Source organism: Acinetobacter vivianii (assembly GCF_014635885.1).
Classification (GTDB): domain Bacteria; phylum Pseudomonadota; class Gammaproteobacteria; order Pseudomonadales; family Moraxellaceae; genus Acinetobacter; species Acinetobacter vivianii.
The window spans coordinates 350,363-367,249 of the sequence record NZ_BMDR01000001.1; the positions used below are offsets into that span (position 1 = coordinate 350,363).

Here is a 16,887-nt window from a genome sequence, read left to right on the forward strand (position 1 = left end):
TTGTTTAGTCTTTAATGGTCAATAATTCATCCCATCTAAATGGGTTTCTGCTTAATTTATCACGGCTCATTGACCAATTTCTATTTGGCACAAAGCAGGGGCCAATACCAATTTTTTTCTTTCCAAACTTCTGGTGAACACATTCAAGCGCCTTCATCAACCTTTCTTTCTTCTCTATCTCATCAAAATCGGTTAACAGATCATAGGTGTGGCCACTCTTCGACTCTAGACATGTTAACAACACGCCGCACTTTTTATATTTAATCCCTGCTTTGTAAATATGGTTCAGCATCAATGTAGCTGCTTTCGCTAAATCTGGCGCAAAGTCAGTAGGTTCTGGAAACGTATAGCTGACATACTTGTTGTAGAAAGGAACATTAGGATCAAATGGATTTGATTGCACAAAAGCAATGATGGTGCCGCAAAGCATATCTTCGCTTCTTAACCTTGTGCATGCATCTTGAGCATACATTGAGATAGCTTCTTTTAAATCCGTCAACTCAGTTACACGAGATCCGAATGATCGGCTGGCTACAATTTGTTTCTTGCTCGGTGGTGTATGTTCTACTTCAATGCATGAGATTCCCTGTAGTTCAGCAACGGTTCGGGCCATCACAATTGAAAAGCGTTTTTGCATCTCTCGTGGATCTGAGCTTGCTAAATCAAGTACAGTGTTAACTCCCATCAACTGTAATTTCTTCGATATTTTACGTCCTACCCCCCAGACTTCTGAAACATCGATCTTCGCAAGATAATCCTCTTTATTACACAGATCCATATTCACCAGATCGCACACGCCATCAAAGCTAGGGTTCTTCTTAGCAATATGGTTCGCTATTTTTGCTTCAGTTTTTGATCGACCTATGCCAACGCAGACAGGCAATCCGATCCATTTCAGGATCCGTTGACGCATATCTTGGCCATAGTCGGTTAAATCATAATTTTTATAATAAGCTGTCAGGTCTAAAAAGCATTCATCAATAGAATAAATCTCTTGTTCAGCTTCAGTGACAAACTGACCAAGTATCTTGTGAAACCGTCGAGACATTTCAGCGTAAAGAGCGTAATTACTCGAGAGAACTTGGACATTGTTTTTCTGGACGATATCCTTGATTTGAAAGAGGGGAACGCCCATTTTTATGCCCAGTGCTTTAGCTTCATTTGATCGGGCAACAGCACAACCGTCATTATTGCTCAGTACAATGACTGGCTTATCACGTAAGCTTGGATTAAACATGCGTTCGCAGCTAACGTAGCAATTGTTCACGTCTACGAGTGCAAATACTTTATTTTCCGATTTCATGACTTTCTTGTATTCTTCAATACAAAAGTAACGACACCCCAGATTTCTAGTTGTTGGCCATCGTTTAAATATATATTGCTGTATTCTGGATTTTCAGCTTTTAGCCAAATACCTGTTTCATCCATCATCAAGCGTTTAACAGTAAAATCATTATCGACTAAAGCGACAATGATATCTCTATGCTTAGCTTCAAGACTTCTGTCTACAATGAGCTCATCATCAATATCTATACCAGCATTTATCATTGATAGTGAGGCTACCCTTACAATGAAAGTTGCACATTCGTTCTGTATCAAGTGCTCATTCATATCTATTTTCTTATCAATGTAATCTTGTGCTGGAGATGGAAAGCCTGCTGATACTTTCTCGATCGCAACAGAAATTTGCATTCGAATAGAGGGCTCAATAAGCGAAATAGACCCTATATCAGAGAAGTACTCACGCCTTAAATGGTTCTTGATTTCGATGATTTGGGATGATGAGCTCATAGACACCTCTTGAATATGTTACATAATCAAGATGATAGACTATGGCCTATAAAGTTAACAAATTTTAAATTTCTAGCTGAAACAAAGGGAAGTCATAACTTGTCGCTTAAAATTGTGCATTTGGTCGGAAAAGAAGCAAATAATAAATTAGTTGATCTTTGGAGGATATACAGCCTTTAATGCTTCTGTCGTGGCCTTAACCATTTCAGTCGTACTTTTCATTTGATCAGCAAGCAAATTACTCATATCAGTTGAAGTGCTTCCATCTGTTTGCTTCCCAAAATACTTTAAGGCAAGTTCTTTCCTAATTTCTAGTTCATCTTGGGATGAAAGACCTGAAATGAAACTTGGTAATGATTTTAGCTCTAGATCAGTTTGATTAGCTTGATCCCCCAATTTTTGATAATGATTTGATTGTTTTAAGAAGTATGTTATGACACTTAAGAATGCAATTAACAGAGTAATTTTAGAAAACCAAAATGTAAACGAGACAGCAGGAGTATACTTTTTCTCAAAAACGTCTAAAGCTACTCGACTACTGGATAAGGTGCTTTCTAAGTCCGTTAATGCAGAAGTGATGCCTTCAACCATCCACCAAGAGATATAAGCAGCTAAGCCAATAAAAATCAAAAATAAAACACGATAAATTAATGCATATCTAAAATACTTTTTGGCCTCTAGTTCATAAAATGATTGCACTTTAGAGTTCTTAACTTGACTCTTTAATTTTCTAAAATCTACTAATTCATTTTTCGCCTCAACGATTAATTGGCTAATTTCATTTTTAATAGATTCATGAAATAACTCTGTTTTATCCTTAATGGTTGAAAGGCAAGTACTGGCTGAGTAGAGATTTGCATAGGCAGAAGTAATATCACCTACGAAACTAAAGTAATTCTTAAGATGATATTTTTGTAAATATCTAACAAATGGAAGTGAGATTATTTCTAAATATTCAGAGGCATTTTCATTTTCATTGTCGATAGCGGAGATTTGGTCAATAAGATTGCTTAATATATTAATGTTCCTCGTTAGAGTTTCTTTATGATGATCAATTTCAGGAGATAATGCAGTTATTAAAACATTTTTTTCATTTTTATCGAAAAAAAGTAAAAATTTATCCCAATCCTTATCAATTATTGAACCATACATATCAGATAAATTAGTGATATCGATACTTAATTGTGATTTCAATTTTGATGTTTTATTTAGATCCGAAGAAGTGTTAGCTATAATTTGGATTGTTCCAGTAAGTACAGGGTTTGTTGGTTCTTTAATTTTATTTGCGTCAGTCACGGAGATAACTTTTTAATATAAACGTTTGATTTATATCGTAGCTTAAGAAGATTTTATTTTCTATAGTAATAAAAATTTATTAAAATTCATTTTTTACACTTTGTTTAGGTGCAGCTGTGTACTCATCAGCTGGTAATGCAACTAAAAAATCTTTAGCATGATCATGACTGCAGGTAAGCCAGTCTTTTCGTCGGCCTTTCGGAATCACGACAATCGAGCGCTTCTCATCATTAGGCGCATGGAATTGCTTCATGAATGGATGCATGTCTGCGTTGATCGTTAACATGCTCATCGATACGACTGGTTCGCCGTTTACAACTGCATATTCATAAATGCCTGCAACAGTGAAGGGCATGTCATCTTGACGATAGATCCCATACCAATTCGACTTACCATCGATATACTTTGGCTCAAAAATCGTGTCTACAGGAATCAAGCAAAATTGATTTTTAGACCATGCATGTCGGAAGCTGGGCTTAGATGCAACTGTTTCAGATCGAGCATTATATGTGTTACGTACTTTCTTAATATCATCGGCCCAGTTTGGTACTAAACCAAATCTAGCCGATCTCCACTCAATACCCTGTTCAGTTGAAATAAGGATAGGGCCCTCATACCCAGGATATAGATCCGCTTTGTAATCGAAAGTTGGTTCGAGCAGATTCAGTAACTGTGCCCGACTTCGAGCTATTGGTTCGTAGTTTGCGCACATACTAAACTCATCCTGATAAAATTTATCAATAAACTTAAACTATGCAATCGCTCAACAGTCTGGATTTTTAAAAGGTAATTACTCCATATTTACGCCATAAAAATCTAGCATTAATATAATTCATTGTTTTTAAATGGGAATTTTATTTCAGCGTAATTTTACTCCATGATTCATACAGTTTTGCTGCTGCGGAGAAGTCGCTATTTGGCTCGGCAGTTAAATTTGCTGTTTGAATCAGGCTCTGTGTTAGAGCAAGTAGAGGTGCTGGTAATTTGGCATCTTTGACGAGATCCAGTGCAATGCCTGTATCCTTTGCAAGTAATGGCAGACCAAACGTCACTGGAAATTCACGGCTCAGCACACGTTGCGGGAAAATATTTTCCGTAACAAAGCTTTTGCCACTAGAGGCATTCACACAGTTCAGGGCCGCATCCAAGTTCACGCCATGTGCTTTTAAGGTACTAAAACCCTCGGTCACTGACCATAAGTTTACTGCAAGCAGCATATTATTAATGGCTTTTACCGCAAACCCAGCGCCAGGTTCACCCACATGCTGAATCAATTTACCTAATGCAGCCATAGCGGGATAAGCGCGTTCAAATGCATCCACATCGCCACCCACCATAAAGGTCAAGGTTGCATTTTCAGCACCTACTGTTTGACCACTTACAGGGGCATCCAGAAAATCGACATTTTGTACTTTCAGCTTTTCGACGAGGCGGCGGGCAGCATCTGGTACGCCACTGGTACAGTCAATCCAGATTGAACCTGATTTAATTTCTACACCTTCAATCAGTTTTTCCACATCATCGCTGGTGGGTAAACATGAGAAAATAATATCGGCTTGTACTGCCTGAGAGAGTTCAACCGCCGTGGTGCCATATTCTGCTGCATGTTGTTCTGCTTTGCTAAAATTTCGGTTCCAGACCAGAACTTTCTCAAAATATTTAGGAAGATGTGCCGCCATGCGATAGCCCATAGCGCCTAAACCGATGAATGCAACAGATTGAGTCATACTTTACCTTTTTATTTGCGTCGATCGTTCGGCTAACCATGTGGTTAAAGTTGGCCAGAACTCAATTGAACTGTTTTGACTGGACATTAAACCTAAGTGCCCACCAGGGATAAGAGTAAACGTGACATCCTGACTGCTTGTCAACTGGGTCAGCGGAAATGCAGACTCGGAAGTTACCAGTTGATCGCCTTTACCCGCACCGACAAGAAGTGAACAATTAATATTTTTAAGTTCAATGGTTTTGTTCTTGAGGCGAATCGCACCGTGTTTTAAAGGATTTTGCAGCCAGACGTTAAATAACATGTCTTGGTTTACGCCGCCTGGGTAATCAATCATATTATTTAAGAAGTGGCTTAAGGTGGCATCTTCTTGTACCAGTTTCAAATTATCCAAATTTTTTAATAATTGAATATTGCCATCAATCCAGCCTTTAGGATCAAGCAGCTTAAAACCCAACGAATTGAGGAAGCCCGGTGAATGGATCATCAGCTTGGGCAAACGGTTATAGATATAATCTTTAATGGTTGGGTTACGGTTGGTGAGATAAGCCAAGGTTTTATAAAGCTTGCCGATGTAACCCGAAGCGTAACTGTCGATTGGACTGCCTAAGACCACAAGGTTTTTGACAACGCTTGGCTGATGGCGTGCGGTATATAACGTGACAAAAATGCCTGCCATACTCCAGCCATGCAGTGAAATTTTTTCAGATTGTGCATGTTGTTGAATAGCTTCAATACATTTTGGAATAAACTTATCAATAAAAGATAGAAAGTTAATCTGATAGTTTTTATAAGTAAGCTTGCCCCAGTCAATCAGATAGACATCAAAACCGCTTTCCTGAAAATGTTTGACCAATGAACGGTAAGGATAGAGGTCATAGATATCCATATTAATCGCTAGGGGTGCAACAAAAACCAGTGGCTCTTTATAGCGCTTATTCTCTGAAGCATAGAAACGGACACGGGTTTGTTTGAATTGCGCAATCACTTGATACGGCGTTGATTGAGACAAAACCAGTTTGTCTGCATCGAATACACGCATAGCCAGATGTTTAAAATTTATTTTTTGCTGTTCCACAAGCGATTTCATCTTAGAAAGTCTCATCATGAGTCAAGATTGCACGAAGTCTAAGCGATAATTTCATCTTACGCCTTGACCTTAAATACCTTAGGCGCTCAAAATATTGGCATATTTCCTCATTATGATCATAAGGCATACAAAACGATGAATCCAAGCGATGATTTAGAATACCAACTAGAAACACTGGCAATTCGCACAGGGCATGATCGTACCTCGGAAGGTGAACATAGTGAGCCGATCTTTTTAACCTCATCATTTGTATGTGAAAGTGCCGCGGATGCCGCTGCAAAATTTTCAGGGCAGATCGCAGGTAATACCTATTCACGTTATACCAATCCAACAGTGCAGGCATTTGAAAAGCGTTTAGCGGTTTTGGATGGCGCAGAGCGAGCAGTGGCGACCAGTTCAGGCATGGCTGCGGTACATGCGATGTGTATGGCATATCTAAAAGCTGGCGACCATGTCATTTGTTCGCGCGCAGTATTTGGTTCAATCATTGCCTTATTTGAAAAATATGTAGCGAAATTTGCAGTTGAAGTGACCTTTGTTGATCTTGGTGATCTTGAGGGGTGGAAACAGGCGATTCGTCCAAATACCCGTATCTTATTCATCGAAACGCCGTCGAATCCATTGGCGCAAGTCGGTGATATGCAGGCAATTGCCGATATTGCACATGCCAATGGGGCTTTATTTGCCGTTGATAACTGTTTCTGTACGCCAGTATTACAGCAGCCAATTAAGTTTGGTGCTGATTTAGTCCTTTACTCTGCAACCAAATATATCGATGGTCAGGGCCGTGCGCTTGGTGGTGCGGTGGTTGGTAAGCATGACTTGCTTGAAGAGGTAAACGGTGTAATTCGTACCCTAGGTAATTCAATGAGTCCGTTTAATGCATGGATTTTCTTGAAAGGCCTTGAAACGCTTAGCATTCGTATGAAAGCCCATTGTGAGAGTGCGCAGAAACTTGCTGAATGGTTACATCAGCACGAAAAAGTGGAAAAAGTATATTACGCAGGTTTACCTGATCATCCTGGACATGAACTCGCGAAAAAACAACAAAAAGGTTTTGGCGGTGTCGTATCCTTTGTGGTGAAAGGCGAACGTGAAGGCGCATGGACAGTAATCGATAATACGCGCTTCTTATCGATTACCAGTAATCTGGGTGACGTTAAGTCAACAATTACCCATCCAGCAACCACCTCACATGGTAGAATGTCGGCAGAAGCTAAACAAGCTGCAGGAATTGAAGAAGGTTTAATTCGTGTGTCTGTTGGTTTAGAAGACATTGATGATATTATTCGCGACTTATCACGCGGTTTAGATTTAATTTAACGAGAGAAACTTATGAACATTAATATGCTCATGCAGCAAGCTCAGCGCATGCAAAAAGATATGGAAACTAATCTTAAAAAAGCCAAAGAAGAGCTTGCAAATACTGAAGTTCATGCGGAAGCAGGTGGTGGTTTAGTTAAAGTAACGATGACTTGCCGTAATGTCGTTAAGCGTATCGAAATTAGCCCTGACTTGTTACAAGACGAAGCAGACATGATTGAAGATTTGATTGCTGCGGCAATGAATGATGCTGCACGTCAGGCGGAAGCAATTTCAGAAGAAAAACTTCAAGGTGCAAACTCAGGTATGGGCTTACCACCAGGTTTATCTGGCTTATTCTAATTGAGTATTCCTCAAGTACTCAATCTGGGTGCTTGGGGAATCTTTTTTTCTACAAATAATCGAGTTAATTTGTGTTTAGTGAACGATTTGAACAACTGGTTCAAGCATTACGTATTCTGCCGAGTGTTGGCCCAAAATCAGCACAGCGTATGGCATTACATTTATTAATGAAAAATCGCGAAGGTGCCTTTGCACTGTCTTATGCTTTACATGAAGCATCCAGCCATATTCATGAATGTCGTATTTGTCACTCTTTAACAGAACATGATATCTGTGATATTTGTGCCTCTGTAGAGCGGGATGAGCAATTGTTATGTGTAGTTGAATCACCAGCAGATGTTATGGCGATTGAGCAAAGTGGCAGCTTCCGTGGTAAATATCACGTTTTGGGTGGACATTTGTCACCTTTAGATGGAATTGGCCCAGAGGAAATCGGGATTCCTTACCTGATTCAGCGTTTGAGCGAAGGACAGATTCAGGAAGTGATTCTGGCGACGAATGCGACGGTAGAAGGGCAAGCAACCGCACATTATCTGGTTGAAGCGACCAAACATTTACCGATTAATATGACCCGAATTGCACAAGGTGTACCACAAGGTGGTGAGCTGGAATATGTCGATAGTCATACTTTAAGTCAGGCTGTCCATAACCGTATGCGCATGAAATAACAGCCTCCTTAGGCATTTTCTTATATTTATTTTAAATTCATGCTGTTAATTTAAACAAATAATTAAATTTTACATTTTGTCTAACATTATCGTAGATCTATTTGCGATGATTTGTGGCACTATGAGCTGGCGAAAAGGATTTTCGTTTTTTGATGAAATGGAGAGAGGAGTAATTTCATGTTTTATATGTGGAATACCAATTAGATTTATTTTTGTATTTTGTTTTTAGTTAAGCAATAGCTGATCTTAGACAGTTCTATTGCGTATGGTTCTATATTATTTTACTTGAGCACACATGTTTCAGTTTATCCAGCAGCAACAAGATTTAGCTGTTCTCCTAAGCCAGATGGAACAGTGTTCTATCTATGCACTTGATACCGAATTTATCAAGGTCGATACCTTATATCCGAAACTTGGTGTTTGCCAAATCAATTTAAATGGCCAGATTCTGTTACTCGACGGCGCTGCTTTGGACCTGACAAGTTTTTGGCCAAAGATTTTTGCGGCACAACAGAATATTTTTCATGCCTGCGGTGAAGATATTGATCTGATCTACCATTATGCAGATCAAAAACCGTTAAATAATGTGTTTGATACCCAGATTGCCATGGCATTTCTTGGACATGGCTTACAAGTCAGTTATCAAAATGCATTAAAAACCTGTCTCAATATTGATATTGAAAAAGATCAGACCCGTTCTGACTGGTTGGCAAGACCATTGTCGCAAGAGCAAATGAGTTATGCGGCAAATGATGTTTTGTATCTCACCAAGCTGGCGGATACATTAAAAAATGATCTGAAAGTGAAGGGGCTTTATCAATACGTACTGGAAGATTGCCAGAATCTCACCAAAGAGATTGCAATGGAAACACCATTGGCAGAACTCTATACGGATATTGGTAATTACCGTCATTCGCGCCGTGAGTTGATGCAGCTCCAGCAGTTGAGTATCTGGCGAGAACAGATTACCAAGGCATTGAATCAGCCGCGTAGCTTTATTCTCCGAAATGGCACCATGATTGACCTGGTCGAAAAGAATCCGCGTAATACATTCCAGCTCGCCAAGATTAAAGATATACGTCCGAATGTAGTTCGTGAGCATGGTAAAACCATTCTGGACTTGCTGAAATTTTTGCCGCCTGAAAATGAATGGCCTTTACGTATGGCACGGCCAATCAAGAATAATTCAAAAGAAGTTGCACCGAAGATAGATGCTTTAATTGCTAATGTAGTGCTTCAGACTGGAATTCCGAAAGAAGTGTTGCTGCGCAAGAAATGGATGAATGCCATCTATGAGCATGTGGTTTTCCATCTGGATGAGCAGAGCTTGCCGAATTATTTAATGGGCTGGCGTTATGATATTCTGACTCAACCATTGATTGCATTATTGCGGGAAGATATTGATTATCTGGCAACACAAATGAAAATTGCCCGTTAGTATTTTAAGAAAGAGCTAAGTGATTAGCTCTTTTTTTTGGCCTTGATGATCAGCATCATGGGGCGTCTTAATTCATCCTGCCAGCCCATCTTTTCAATCATTTCAGCGGTTGGTGATGGTTCGATCAGGGCAGTGATTTCGAAACCTGCTTTGAGTAAGGCCATGACATGAGTTTCAAGGGTGCGGTGATATTTCACCACATGAGCACCTAGAAACTGTGTTTCTCTTTGACCTTCTTCAAAATAATGGTCAACAGGCCAGTAGAGGGGCTGTTGTTCATGATCATAAATCCAGTCTTGTTGGGCACGGGCAGTAAATACAGGATGCTCGACGGAATAATACAGCTCACCTTGTGGTGCCAGTAAGTGTGCCGCTTTCGCAAATACAGCATCAAGATCTTGTATATAGTGCAAAGCCAACGAACTTATGATCAGGTCAAATGAAGCGGCTTCGGCATCAAATGTTTCAATAGCACTTTGTTGATAGCGAATATTTTCTGCTGCACACAAATGTTGTGCCTGTTCGAGCATTTTGGCGGAGAGATCAATTCCGACTACTGTGGATGCACCTTGCTCCGAGGTATATTGACAATGCCAGCCGTAACCACAGCCTAAATCCAGAATCCTCTTGTTCTTGAGTTCTGGAAGGTGCGCTTTAAATGCAGACCATTCTCCAGCCGCACTGAGTCCATCGCGCGAGCGGGGCATTTTTGAATATTCGTTGAAGAAGTGCGGGTCATCATATTTGTTTTGTTGCATATTACATTTCACACCAGCTTTAGGCTGTAATTATGGCACGTTGATTTTATGACTAGAAGTTGCTTGGCGTACAAGGGATTGAAAAGACGACTCTGGCGTTAACAATCCTTAATGTATCCATTTTTATTTTCATGTATGCTGTCTTTGATTGTTAATAGATGTGAGTAAACATGCACTGCGATATTTATAGATCGAGCAAGAAAGATGAAATGTATATGTATATTGCTCGTCCAAATTATCCTGATGACAAGGAACAAGAGAACCCATTTGAAGGTGTTCCAGAAAGCGTTTTACATGCGTTTGGCAAAGCCACGTTTGTGATGCATTTAGAACTTCATAATGAGCGAAAACTTGCACGTGCAAACGTTTTACATGTTATAGACTCATTAAATACCAAAGGCTTCTTCATTCAAATGCCGCCAGAAGGGTTGATCAATCCAAATGCGGTAGAACCAGAGGGCTTACGCGGTGCTTGAAACTTTAACAGCAATTTGGTCAAACATTCTTTCGGTACTGGATCAGTTTCCTGAAGAAAATGTAGCGATCATTGTTTATGTTACGGGGACGCTAATTGCATTGTGGTGCTGGTATCGTTTGATGTCACGCCTGCCAAATCCAATTGGTGGAATCCTGTGGATCGTGGCTTTTGCAGTTCTTGCAACGCCAACCATTTCAGAAGGTCCAAATTCAGCCCTTGCACCTGCAATCTTTGGCTTGCTTTTTGGTGTCCTCACCAAAGAACATGTCTTGATCTGGTCAAATCTATCATTGATTTTATTTGTCATTGGTACAGGGCTACTGATTGGCTTCTGTTGGTCAAAATACACTGCAAATAAAACTGCACGTTCAGTTTAGATACTAAGTTAAATATAGAAAAATAAGGTTTTTAAATGTCTGCTGATACACAACACTTCGCTGGTACAGATCAATATATCGCGACCGATAGCTTAAAACTTGCAGTGAAAGCTGCACGTGCTCTACAAAAACCATTGCTGGTCAAAGGTGAGCCGGGTACAGGTAAAACTTTGCTTGCAGAACAAGTGGCTGCAAGTCTGGGTTTAAAGCTGATTACATGGCATATCAAATCGACCACCAAAGCCCAGCAAGGTTTGTATGAATATGATGCGGTTTCACGTTTGCGTGATAGCCAGTTAGGTGATGATCGTGTCTACGACATTAAAAACTATATTAAGCCCGGTAAATTGTGGGAAGCATTTACCAGTGAGGAGCGTTGTGTCCTGTTGATTGATGAAATTGACAAAGCAGACATTGAGTTCCCAAATGACTTGTTGCATGAGCTCGACAAAATGTCGTTCTATGTTTATGAAACAGGCGAGACCATTACTGCGACACAACGCCCAATCGTGATTATTACCTCGAATAATGAAAAAGAACTACCAGATGCCTTTTTGCGCCGTTGCTTCTTTCATTATATCGAGTTCCCTGATGAAGCAACCATGCGCGACATCATCGCAGTTCATTTTCCAAGTATCTCCAATACTTTGGTCAGTGAAGCGTTGCAGGTGTTCTTTAAATTACGTGAAATCCCGAATTTGAAGAAGCCACCATCAACCTCTGAACTGATTGACTGGTTAAGCTTGTTGATGGCAGATGATATGCCTGAAGATGTATTGCGTAACCACGATAAATCTAAAGCGATTCCACCGTTATACGGTGCCTTGATTAAAAATGAACAAGATGTGCAATTGCTTGAACGTTTAGCCTTTATGTCACGCCGTTAAGAGTACTTAGCAATGTTTGTGCGACTGTTTTACACCTTACGCAAATATGGCGTACCTGTAACAACACGTGAGCTCATTGATCTTAATCAGGCAGTAGCTTCAGGTCTTGTGTTTGCAGATCAGGAAGAGTTCTATCAATTGGCTAAAACAGTTTTAGTTAAAGATGAACGCTTCTTTGATAAGTTTGATCGTGCCATGAAAGATTACTTTGATGGCATTGAAACCTTTGATTTAGACGAGTTGCTGAAACAGGTTCACAAATTACCCAAAGACTGGTTTGATCTTGAACTGTTGGAAAAGCATTTAACACCTGAACAACGTGCGGAATTGCAAAAAGCGGGTTCGCTCGAAGAACTGATGAAAATGCTGGAAGAACGTTTACGTGAACAGCATAAGAAACATCAGGGTGGCAATCGTATGGTTGGCACAGGGGGTACTTCGCCTTTTGGTGCGTTTGGTGATCATCCTGAAGGTGTTCGTATTGGTGGCCCAGGGCGTAAACGTTCTGCGGTGAAAGTCTGGGAACAGCGTAAATACCAGAATCTGGATGATGATCAGGTTCTGGGAACCCGCCAAATGCAAATCGCTTTACGCCGTTTACGTAAGTTTGCCCGTCAAGGAGCTGCTGAAGAGCTGGATGTGGATGGCACCATCCGTGAAACAGCCAAACAGGGTATTTTGGATGTACAACTGGTACCTGAGCGTCGTAACCGCATTAAAGTGTTGATGCTGTTTGATGTTGGCGGTTCGATGGATGCCTATATTGCCGAATGCGAAAAGCTATTCAGTGCGGCCAAATCAGAGTTTAAAACCCTCGAATACTTCTATTTCCATAATTGCCTGTATGATTATGTCTGGAAAGACAACCATCGCCGTAGCGCAACTCGTATGAATACGTGGGATCTGTTCCATACCTATGGACGTGATTATCGCGTCATCGTGGTGGGTGATGCCAGTATGGCACCGTATGAGTTAAAGTCAGTCGGTGGATCGGTGGAGTATATGAATGATGAGGCGGGTGAAGTGTGGCTGAGACGTTTACGTCAGCATTTTGATAAAACCGCTTGGCTGAATCCTGAAATGGAAGGTTATTGGCATTACACCCAGACCATTAACTGGATTAAAGATATTTTTGAAAATCATATGTTTCCGATGACGCTAAAAGGTATCGAAGACATGACGCGCTATTTATCGCGTTAATATTTATATGAAGACAACAACTTTATAAAAACAGGAATAATGATGGAACATCAAATCAATGGGGTAGCTTTACCCAATGAAGCAGGTTTCTTTGGAAATTTTGGCGGTCAGTTCATTCCTCCTCACTTAAAAGAGGCGATGGATGAGATTAATGCGGCTTATGAAGAGATTCGCCATACCGCCGAGTTTCAAGATGAGCTGAACGATTTATTTAAAAATTATGTGGGTCGTCCAAGTCCATTATTTCATGCCAAGCGTTTATCTGAACAACTGGGTGGCGCACAGATTTATTTAAAACGTGAAGACCTGAACCATACTGGTGCGCATAAGATTAATCACTGCTTAGGCGAAGCGTTACTTGCTAAATACATGGGTAAAACAAAGGTTATTGCCGAGACAGGTGCAGGGCAGCACGGAGTAGCTTTAGCAACTGCTTGTGCATTAGTGGGTATTCCGTGTGAAATTCATATGGGACAAGTGGATATCGAAAAAGAGCATCCCAATGTCGTTAAAATGAAAATTCTGGGTGCAAAACTGGTTTCAGTGACTCAAGGCACAGCAACCTTAAAAGATGCAGTCGATAGTGCCTTTGAAGAATATTTAAAAGATCCGAAAAACTATATCTATGCGATTGGCTCAGTGGTCGGGCCGCATCCATTTCCAAAAATGGTACGTGATTTCCAGTCAATTATTGGCAAGGAAATTAAAACCCAATCTAATGAGCATTTTGGTCAGAATCCTGATTTTGTGGTTGCATGCGTCGGTGGTGGATCAAATGCGATTGGTGCATTTACCGCATTTTTAAACGAAACTGATGTCAAACTGGTGGGCGTAGAGCCAGCAGGTCATGGACTGGATACCGATAAGCATTCTGCAACGCTGACCTTGGGTAAACCAGGACAGATTCATGGCATGGCGTGTTATGTGCTAGAGGATGAGCAAGGTGAACCATTACCTGTGCATTCGATTGCATCAGGACTGGATTATCCCGGTGTGGGACCACAACATAGTTTCCTGAAAGAACTTGGACGTGTGCAATATGAAACGGCGACCGATCAAGAATGTTTAGATGCATTTATGACCCTTTCACGGGTGGAAGGTATTGTACCAGCGTTGGAAAGTTCACATGCGGTGGCTTGGGCGTTACGTGAAGCACCCAAAATGGATAAGAACATCAAGATCGTGGTCAACCTTTCGGGTCGTGGTGATAAAGACTCAGACTATGTCGCTGAAAAATTAGGCCTATAAGCTTTTTACCCAAGTTAAGGCTTTAAAAAACCGCTTCTTGTAGAGAGGCGGTTTTTTTATTGTTAAATCTTGCTTAATCCCGTTAGAATAAAGCGTTTTGCAATTAGCACTTTTGGAGACGCCTAAGTGGAGCGACCTACAATCAGCCCTGAACATTTACAAGAAGCGGCTGAAAATTTAGTAACCATTCGAGATTTTGTTCGTTTTGGGGTAACCGCACTTCGTCAATATGACGCACACTTAGGTCAAGGGACTCAAGATTATTTTGCAGAAAGCTCTGCATTGGTACTTCAAACACTTTCACTTGAGTGGAAAGCCGACGCGGAGATTCTGGATGCGAAGTTACTGCCAAGTGAAAAAGCGGAATTCTTGAGTTTATTAGAACGTCGCATCAATGACCGTATTCCAACCTCGTATTTATTGAACTTGGCTTATTTCTTCAATAAACCATTCTATGTCGATGAGCGTGTACTGATTCCTCGTTCACCCATTGCCGAGTTGATTGAACAGCGTTTTGCACCATACTGCCTAGATGAGAATGGTCGTATGCTGGAAGCGTTAAACAACTTACCAGAAAATAATAATCCAAAAACACCGCAACGCATTCTCGATATGTGTACAGGTTCAGGCTGTATTGCAATTGCGTTGGCTTATGCTTATCCAGATGCGGAAGTAGATGCAACTGATATCTCAAAAGAAGCGTTAGAAGTCGCTTCAATTAATACCGAGCATCATGACAAGCAATATCAGGTGGCTTTACTTGAATCTGATTTATTCTCAAAAATTCCTGCCGAAAATCAATATGACCTGATCGTGAGCAATCCGCCGTATGTGGATGCTGAAGATATGGCTGATTTACCAGAAGAATTCTTGCATGAGCCTGAGCTTGCTTTGGCTGCGGGTCAGGATGGTCTGGATCTGGTTCGTAAAATGTTAGCTCAAGCGGCTGATTATTTGACTGAAGATGGTCTAATCGTGATTGAGGTGGGTAATTCTGAGTGGGCAATGCGTCAGAACTTCAATACGGTTGATTTCCATTGGTTGACTTTCCAGAGAGGTGGTTCTGGTATTTTTGCCTTAACTGCTGAACAATGCCGTCGTTATAAAGAATTATTTCAGCAATCCGTTCAAAATTAAGAGGCGATGAAACATGGCAGGGAATAGTATTGGGCAACTGTTTCGAGTGACAACATGTGGTGAGTCACATGGGGTTGGCTTGATGGCAATTGTCGATGGGGTGCCACCTGGTCTTGAGCTTTGTGAAGCTGATTTGCAAAAAGATCTTGATCGCCGTAAACCGGGAACATCAAAGTTTGCAACTCAACGCAAAGAGCCAGATCAAGTCGAAATCATTTCAGGTGTTTTTGAAGGTAAAACGACAGGAACATCGATTGGTTTGTTGATTCGTAATACAGATCAGAAATCAAAAGATTACGGCAATATTGCTCAAACATTCCGTCCTGGCCATGCTGATTATACCTATACGCAAAAATACGGCTTCCGTGACTATCGTGGTGGTGGCCGTTCAAGTGCGCGTGAAACTGCAATGCGTGTTGCTGCGGGGGCGATTGCTAAGAAATATCTCGCTGAAAAATTTGGCATTGATATTCGTGGACATGTCACCCAAATTGGTAATGAAGTTGCAGAAAAACTGGATTGGGCGGAAGTTCCGAATAATCCATTTTTCTGTGGCGATGTTGATGCCGTTCCGCGTTTTGAACAGCTGGTCACTGCTTTACGTGAGCAAGGCACCAGTTGTGGCGCAAAACTTGAAATCGTGGCTGAAAAAGTACCAGTTGGCTGGGGTGAACCTGTATTTGATCGTTTAGATGCAGATATTGCCCATGCGATGATGAGCATCAATGCGGTTAAAGGCGTTGAGATTGGTGATGGTTTCGCTGTTGCTGGACAGTTTGGTCATGAAACTCGTGATGAGCTGACAACAGACGGTTTCCTTGCCAATCATGCCGGCGGTATCTTGGGTGGGATTTCGAGTGGTCAAACAATTCGTGTTGCGATTGCATTGAAACCGACTGCAAGTATTACCACACCAGGTAAAACCATTACGATTGAACGTGAAAATACTGATGTATTAACCAAAGGTCGTCATGATCCATGTGTGGGTGTACGTGCAACGCCAATTGCTGAAGCGATGTTGGCAATTGTATTAATGGATCACTTCTTAAGACATCGTGCTCAAAATGCCGATGTGGTTGCACCATTTAAGCCAATCGAACCCTAATATAAAAAAGATTAAGCCACACG

General features: G+C 40.9%; 18 protein-coding genes. 11 read left to right on the forward strand and 7 right to left on the reverse strand.

Translation table 11 applies throughout. The annotated features are described in order from the left end of the window. Window positions 1-4: 4 nt before the first annotated feature. The 6 genes from IEV36_RS01755 to IEV36_RS01780 all read right to left on the reverse strand — a co-directional run bounded on the left by IEV36_RS01755 (window position 5) and on the right by IEV36_RS01780 (window position 5,903). Window positions 5-1,303 carry a Y-family DNA polymerase gene (locus IEV36_RS01755; protein WP_005257552.1) on the reverse strand — a complete coding sequence of 433 codons (1,299 nt, stop codon included), beginning with the start codon at window positions 1,301-1,303 and terminating at the stop codon, window positions 5-7. Next, on the reverse strand, window positions 1,300-1,791 hold the full coding sequence (locus IEV36_RS01760; RefSeq protein WP_005257553.1) for a LexA family protein: 492 nt from the start codon (window positions 1,789-1,791) through the stop codon (window positions 1,300-1,302). Before IEV36_RS01760 ends, IEV36_RS01755 begins: the two co-directional genes overlap by 4 nt. A gap of 147 nt (window positions 1,792-1,938) precedes the next feature. Beyond that, window positions 1,939-3,087, reverse strand: coding sequence for a hypothetical protein (locus IEV36_RS01765; RefSeq protein ID WP_005257554.1), 1,149 nt, complete (start codon window positions 3,085-3,087; stop codon window positions 1,939-1,941). A 79-nt stretch (window positions 3,088-3,166) separates the two neighbouring features. Then, window positions 3,167-3,799 (reverse strand): SOS response-associated peptidase, encoded by a 633-nt coding sequence (locus IEV36_RS01770; RefSeq protein ID WP_005257556.1) that lies wholly within the window; start codon window positions 3,797-3,799, stop codon window positions 3,167-3,169. 142 nt (window positions 3,800-3,941) lie between these two features. Further along, window positions 3,942-4,814 (reverse strand): NAD(P)-dependent oxidoreductase, encoded by an 873-nt coding sequence (locus IEV36_RS01775; RefSeq protein ID WP_005257557.1) that lies wholly within the window; start codon window positions 4,812-4,814, stop codon window positions 3,942-3,944. A gap of 3 nt (window positions 4,815-4,817) precedes the next feature. After that, a complete protein-coding gene (locus tag IEV36_RS01780; protein ID WP_005257560.1) occupies window positions 4,818-5,903 on the reverse strand; it encodes an alpha/beta fold hydrolase in 1,086 nt (361 codons plus the stop codon). Between the two features lie 135 nt (window positions 5,904-6,038). Here IEV36_RS01780 and IEV36_RS01785 point away from each other — a divergent pair, with 135 nt between their 5' ends. The 4 genes from IEV36_RS01785 (at window position 6,039) to IEV36_RS01800 (ending at window position 9,674) form a co-directional block, all read left to right on the forward strand. Then, window positions 6,039-7,226, forward strand: a complete 1,188-nt coding sequence (locus tag IEV36_RS01785; RefSeq protein ID WP_004772116.1) for an O-succinylhomoserine sulfhydrylase — start codon at window positions 6,039-6,041, stop codon at window positions 7,224-7,226. 12 nt (window positions 7,227-7,238) lie between these two features. Further along, window positions 7,239-7,568, forward strand: coding sequence for a YbaB/EbfC family nucleoid-associated protein (locus tag IEV36_RS01790; RefSeq protein ID WP_004772118.1), 330 nt, complete (start codon window positions 7,239-7,241; stop codon window positions 7,566-7,568). Window positions 7,569-7,639: 71 nt separating this feature from the next. After that, on the forward strand, window positions 7,640-8,236 hold the full coding sequence (recR, locus tag IEV36_RS01795) for a recombination mediator RecR (RefSeq protein ID WP_005257562.1): 597 nt from the start codon (window positions 7,640-7,642) through the stop codon (window positions 8,234-8,236). 295 nt (window positions 8,237-8,531) lie between these two features. After that, complete coding sequence (locus IEV36_RS01800) at window positions 8,532-9,674, forward strand: ribonuclease D (RefSeq protein ID WP_005257564.1); 1,143 nt, start codon at window positions 8,532-8,534, stop codon at window positions 9,672-9,674. 23 nt (window positions 9,675-9,697) lie between these two features. On the opposite strand, the gene IEV36_RS01805 is transcribed toward IEV36_RS01800, so the two are convergent. Continuing rightward, window positions 9,698-10,432, reverse strand: coding sequence for a class I SAM-dependent methyltransferase (locus IEV36_RS01805; RefSeq protein WP_005257566.1), 735 nt, complete (start codon window positions 10,430-10,432; stop codon window positions 9,698-9,700). A gap of 170 nt (window positions 10,433-10,602) precedes the next feature. Here IEV36_RS01805 and IEV36_RS01810 point away from each other — a divergent pair, with 170 nt between their 5' ends. From IEV36_RS01810 to aroC, 7 genes are all read left to right on the forward strand, one after another. Next, window positions 10,603-10,908 (forward strand): YcgL domain-containing protein, encoded by a 306-nt coding sequence (locus IEV36_RS01810; RefSeq protein WP_005257572.1) that lies wholly within the window; start codon window positions 10,603-10,605, stop codon window positions 10,906-10,908. Further along, the gene (locus IEV36_RS01815; RefSeq protein ID WP_004772126.1) at window positions 10,901-11,287 is read left to right on the forward strand and encodes a hypothetical protein; all 387 of its coding nucleotides are present in this window, start codon (window positions 10,901-10,903) and stop codon (window positions 11,285-11,287) included. Before IEV36_RS01810 ends, IEV36_RS01815 begins: the two co-directional genes overlap by 8 nt. A gap of 35 nt (window positions 11,288-11,322) precedes the next feature. Beyond that, on the forward strand, window positions 11,323-12,174 hold the full coding sequence (locus tag IEV36_RS01820; RefSeq protein WP_004772128.1) for an AAA family ATPase: 852 nt from the start codon (window positions 11,323-11,325) through the stop codon (window positions 12,172-12,174). Window positions 12,175-12,186: 12 nt separating this feature from the next. Continuing rightward, a complete protein-coding gene (locus tag IEV36_RS01825) occupies window positions 12,187-13,374 on the forward strand; it encodes a vWA domain-containing protein (protein ID WP_004772130.1) in 1,188 nt (395 codons plus the stop codon). A gap of 42 nt (window positions 13,375-13,416) precedes the next feature. After that, entirely contained in the window at window positions 13,417-14,622 is a 1,206-nt protein-coding gene (gene trpB / locus IEV36_RS01830; RefSeq protein WP_005257574.1) for a tryptophan synthase subunit beta, read from the forward strand. Between the two features lie 126 nt (window positions 14,623-14,748). Continuing rightward, complete coding sequence (prmB, locus tag IEV36_RS01835) at window positions 14,749-15,759, forward strand: 50S ribosomal protein L3 N(5)-glutamine methyltransferase (RefSeq protein ID WP_004772132.1); 1,011 nt, start codon at window positions 14,749-14,751, stop codon at window positions 15,757-15,759. A gap of 13 nt (window positions 15,760-15,772) precedes the next feature. Beyond that, window positions 15,773-16,864: a chorismate synthase gene (aroC, locus tag IEV36_RS01840; RefSeq protein ID WP_005257576.1), complete on the forward strand. Its 1,092-nt coding sequence runs from the start codon at window positions 15,773-15,775 to the stop codon at window positions 16,862-16,864. Window positions 16,865-16,887 lie beyond the last annotated feature (23 nt).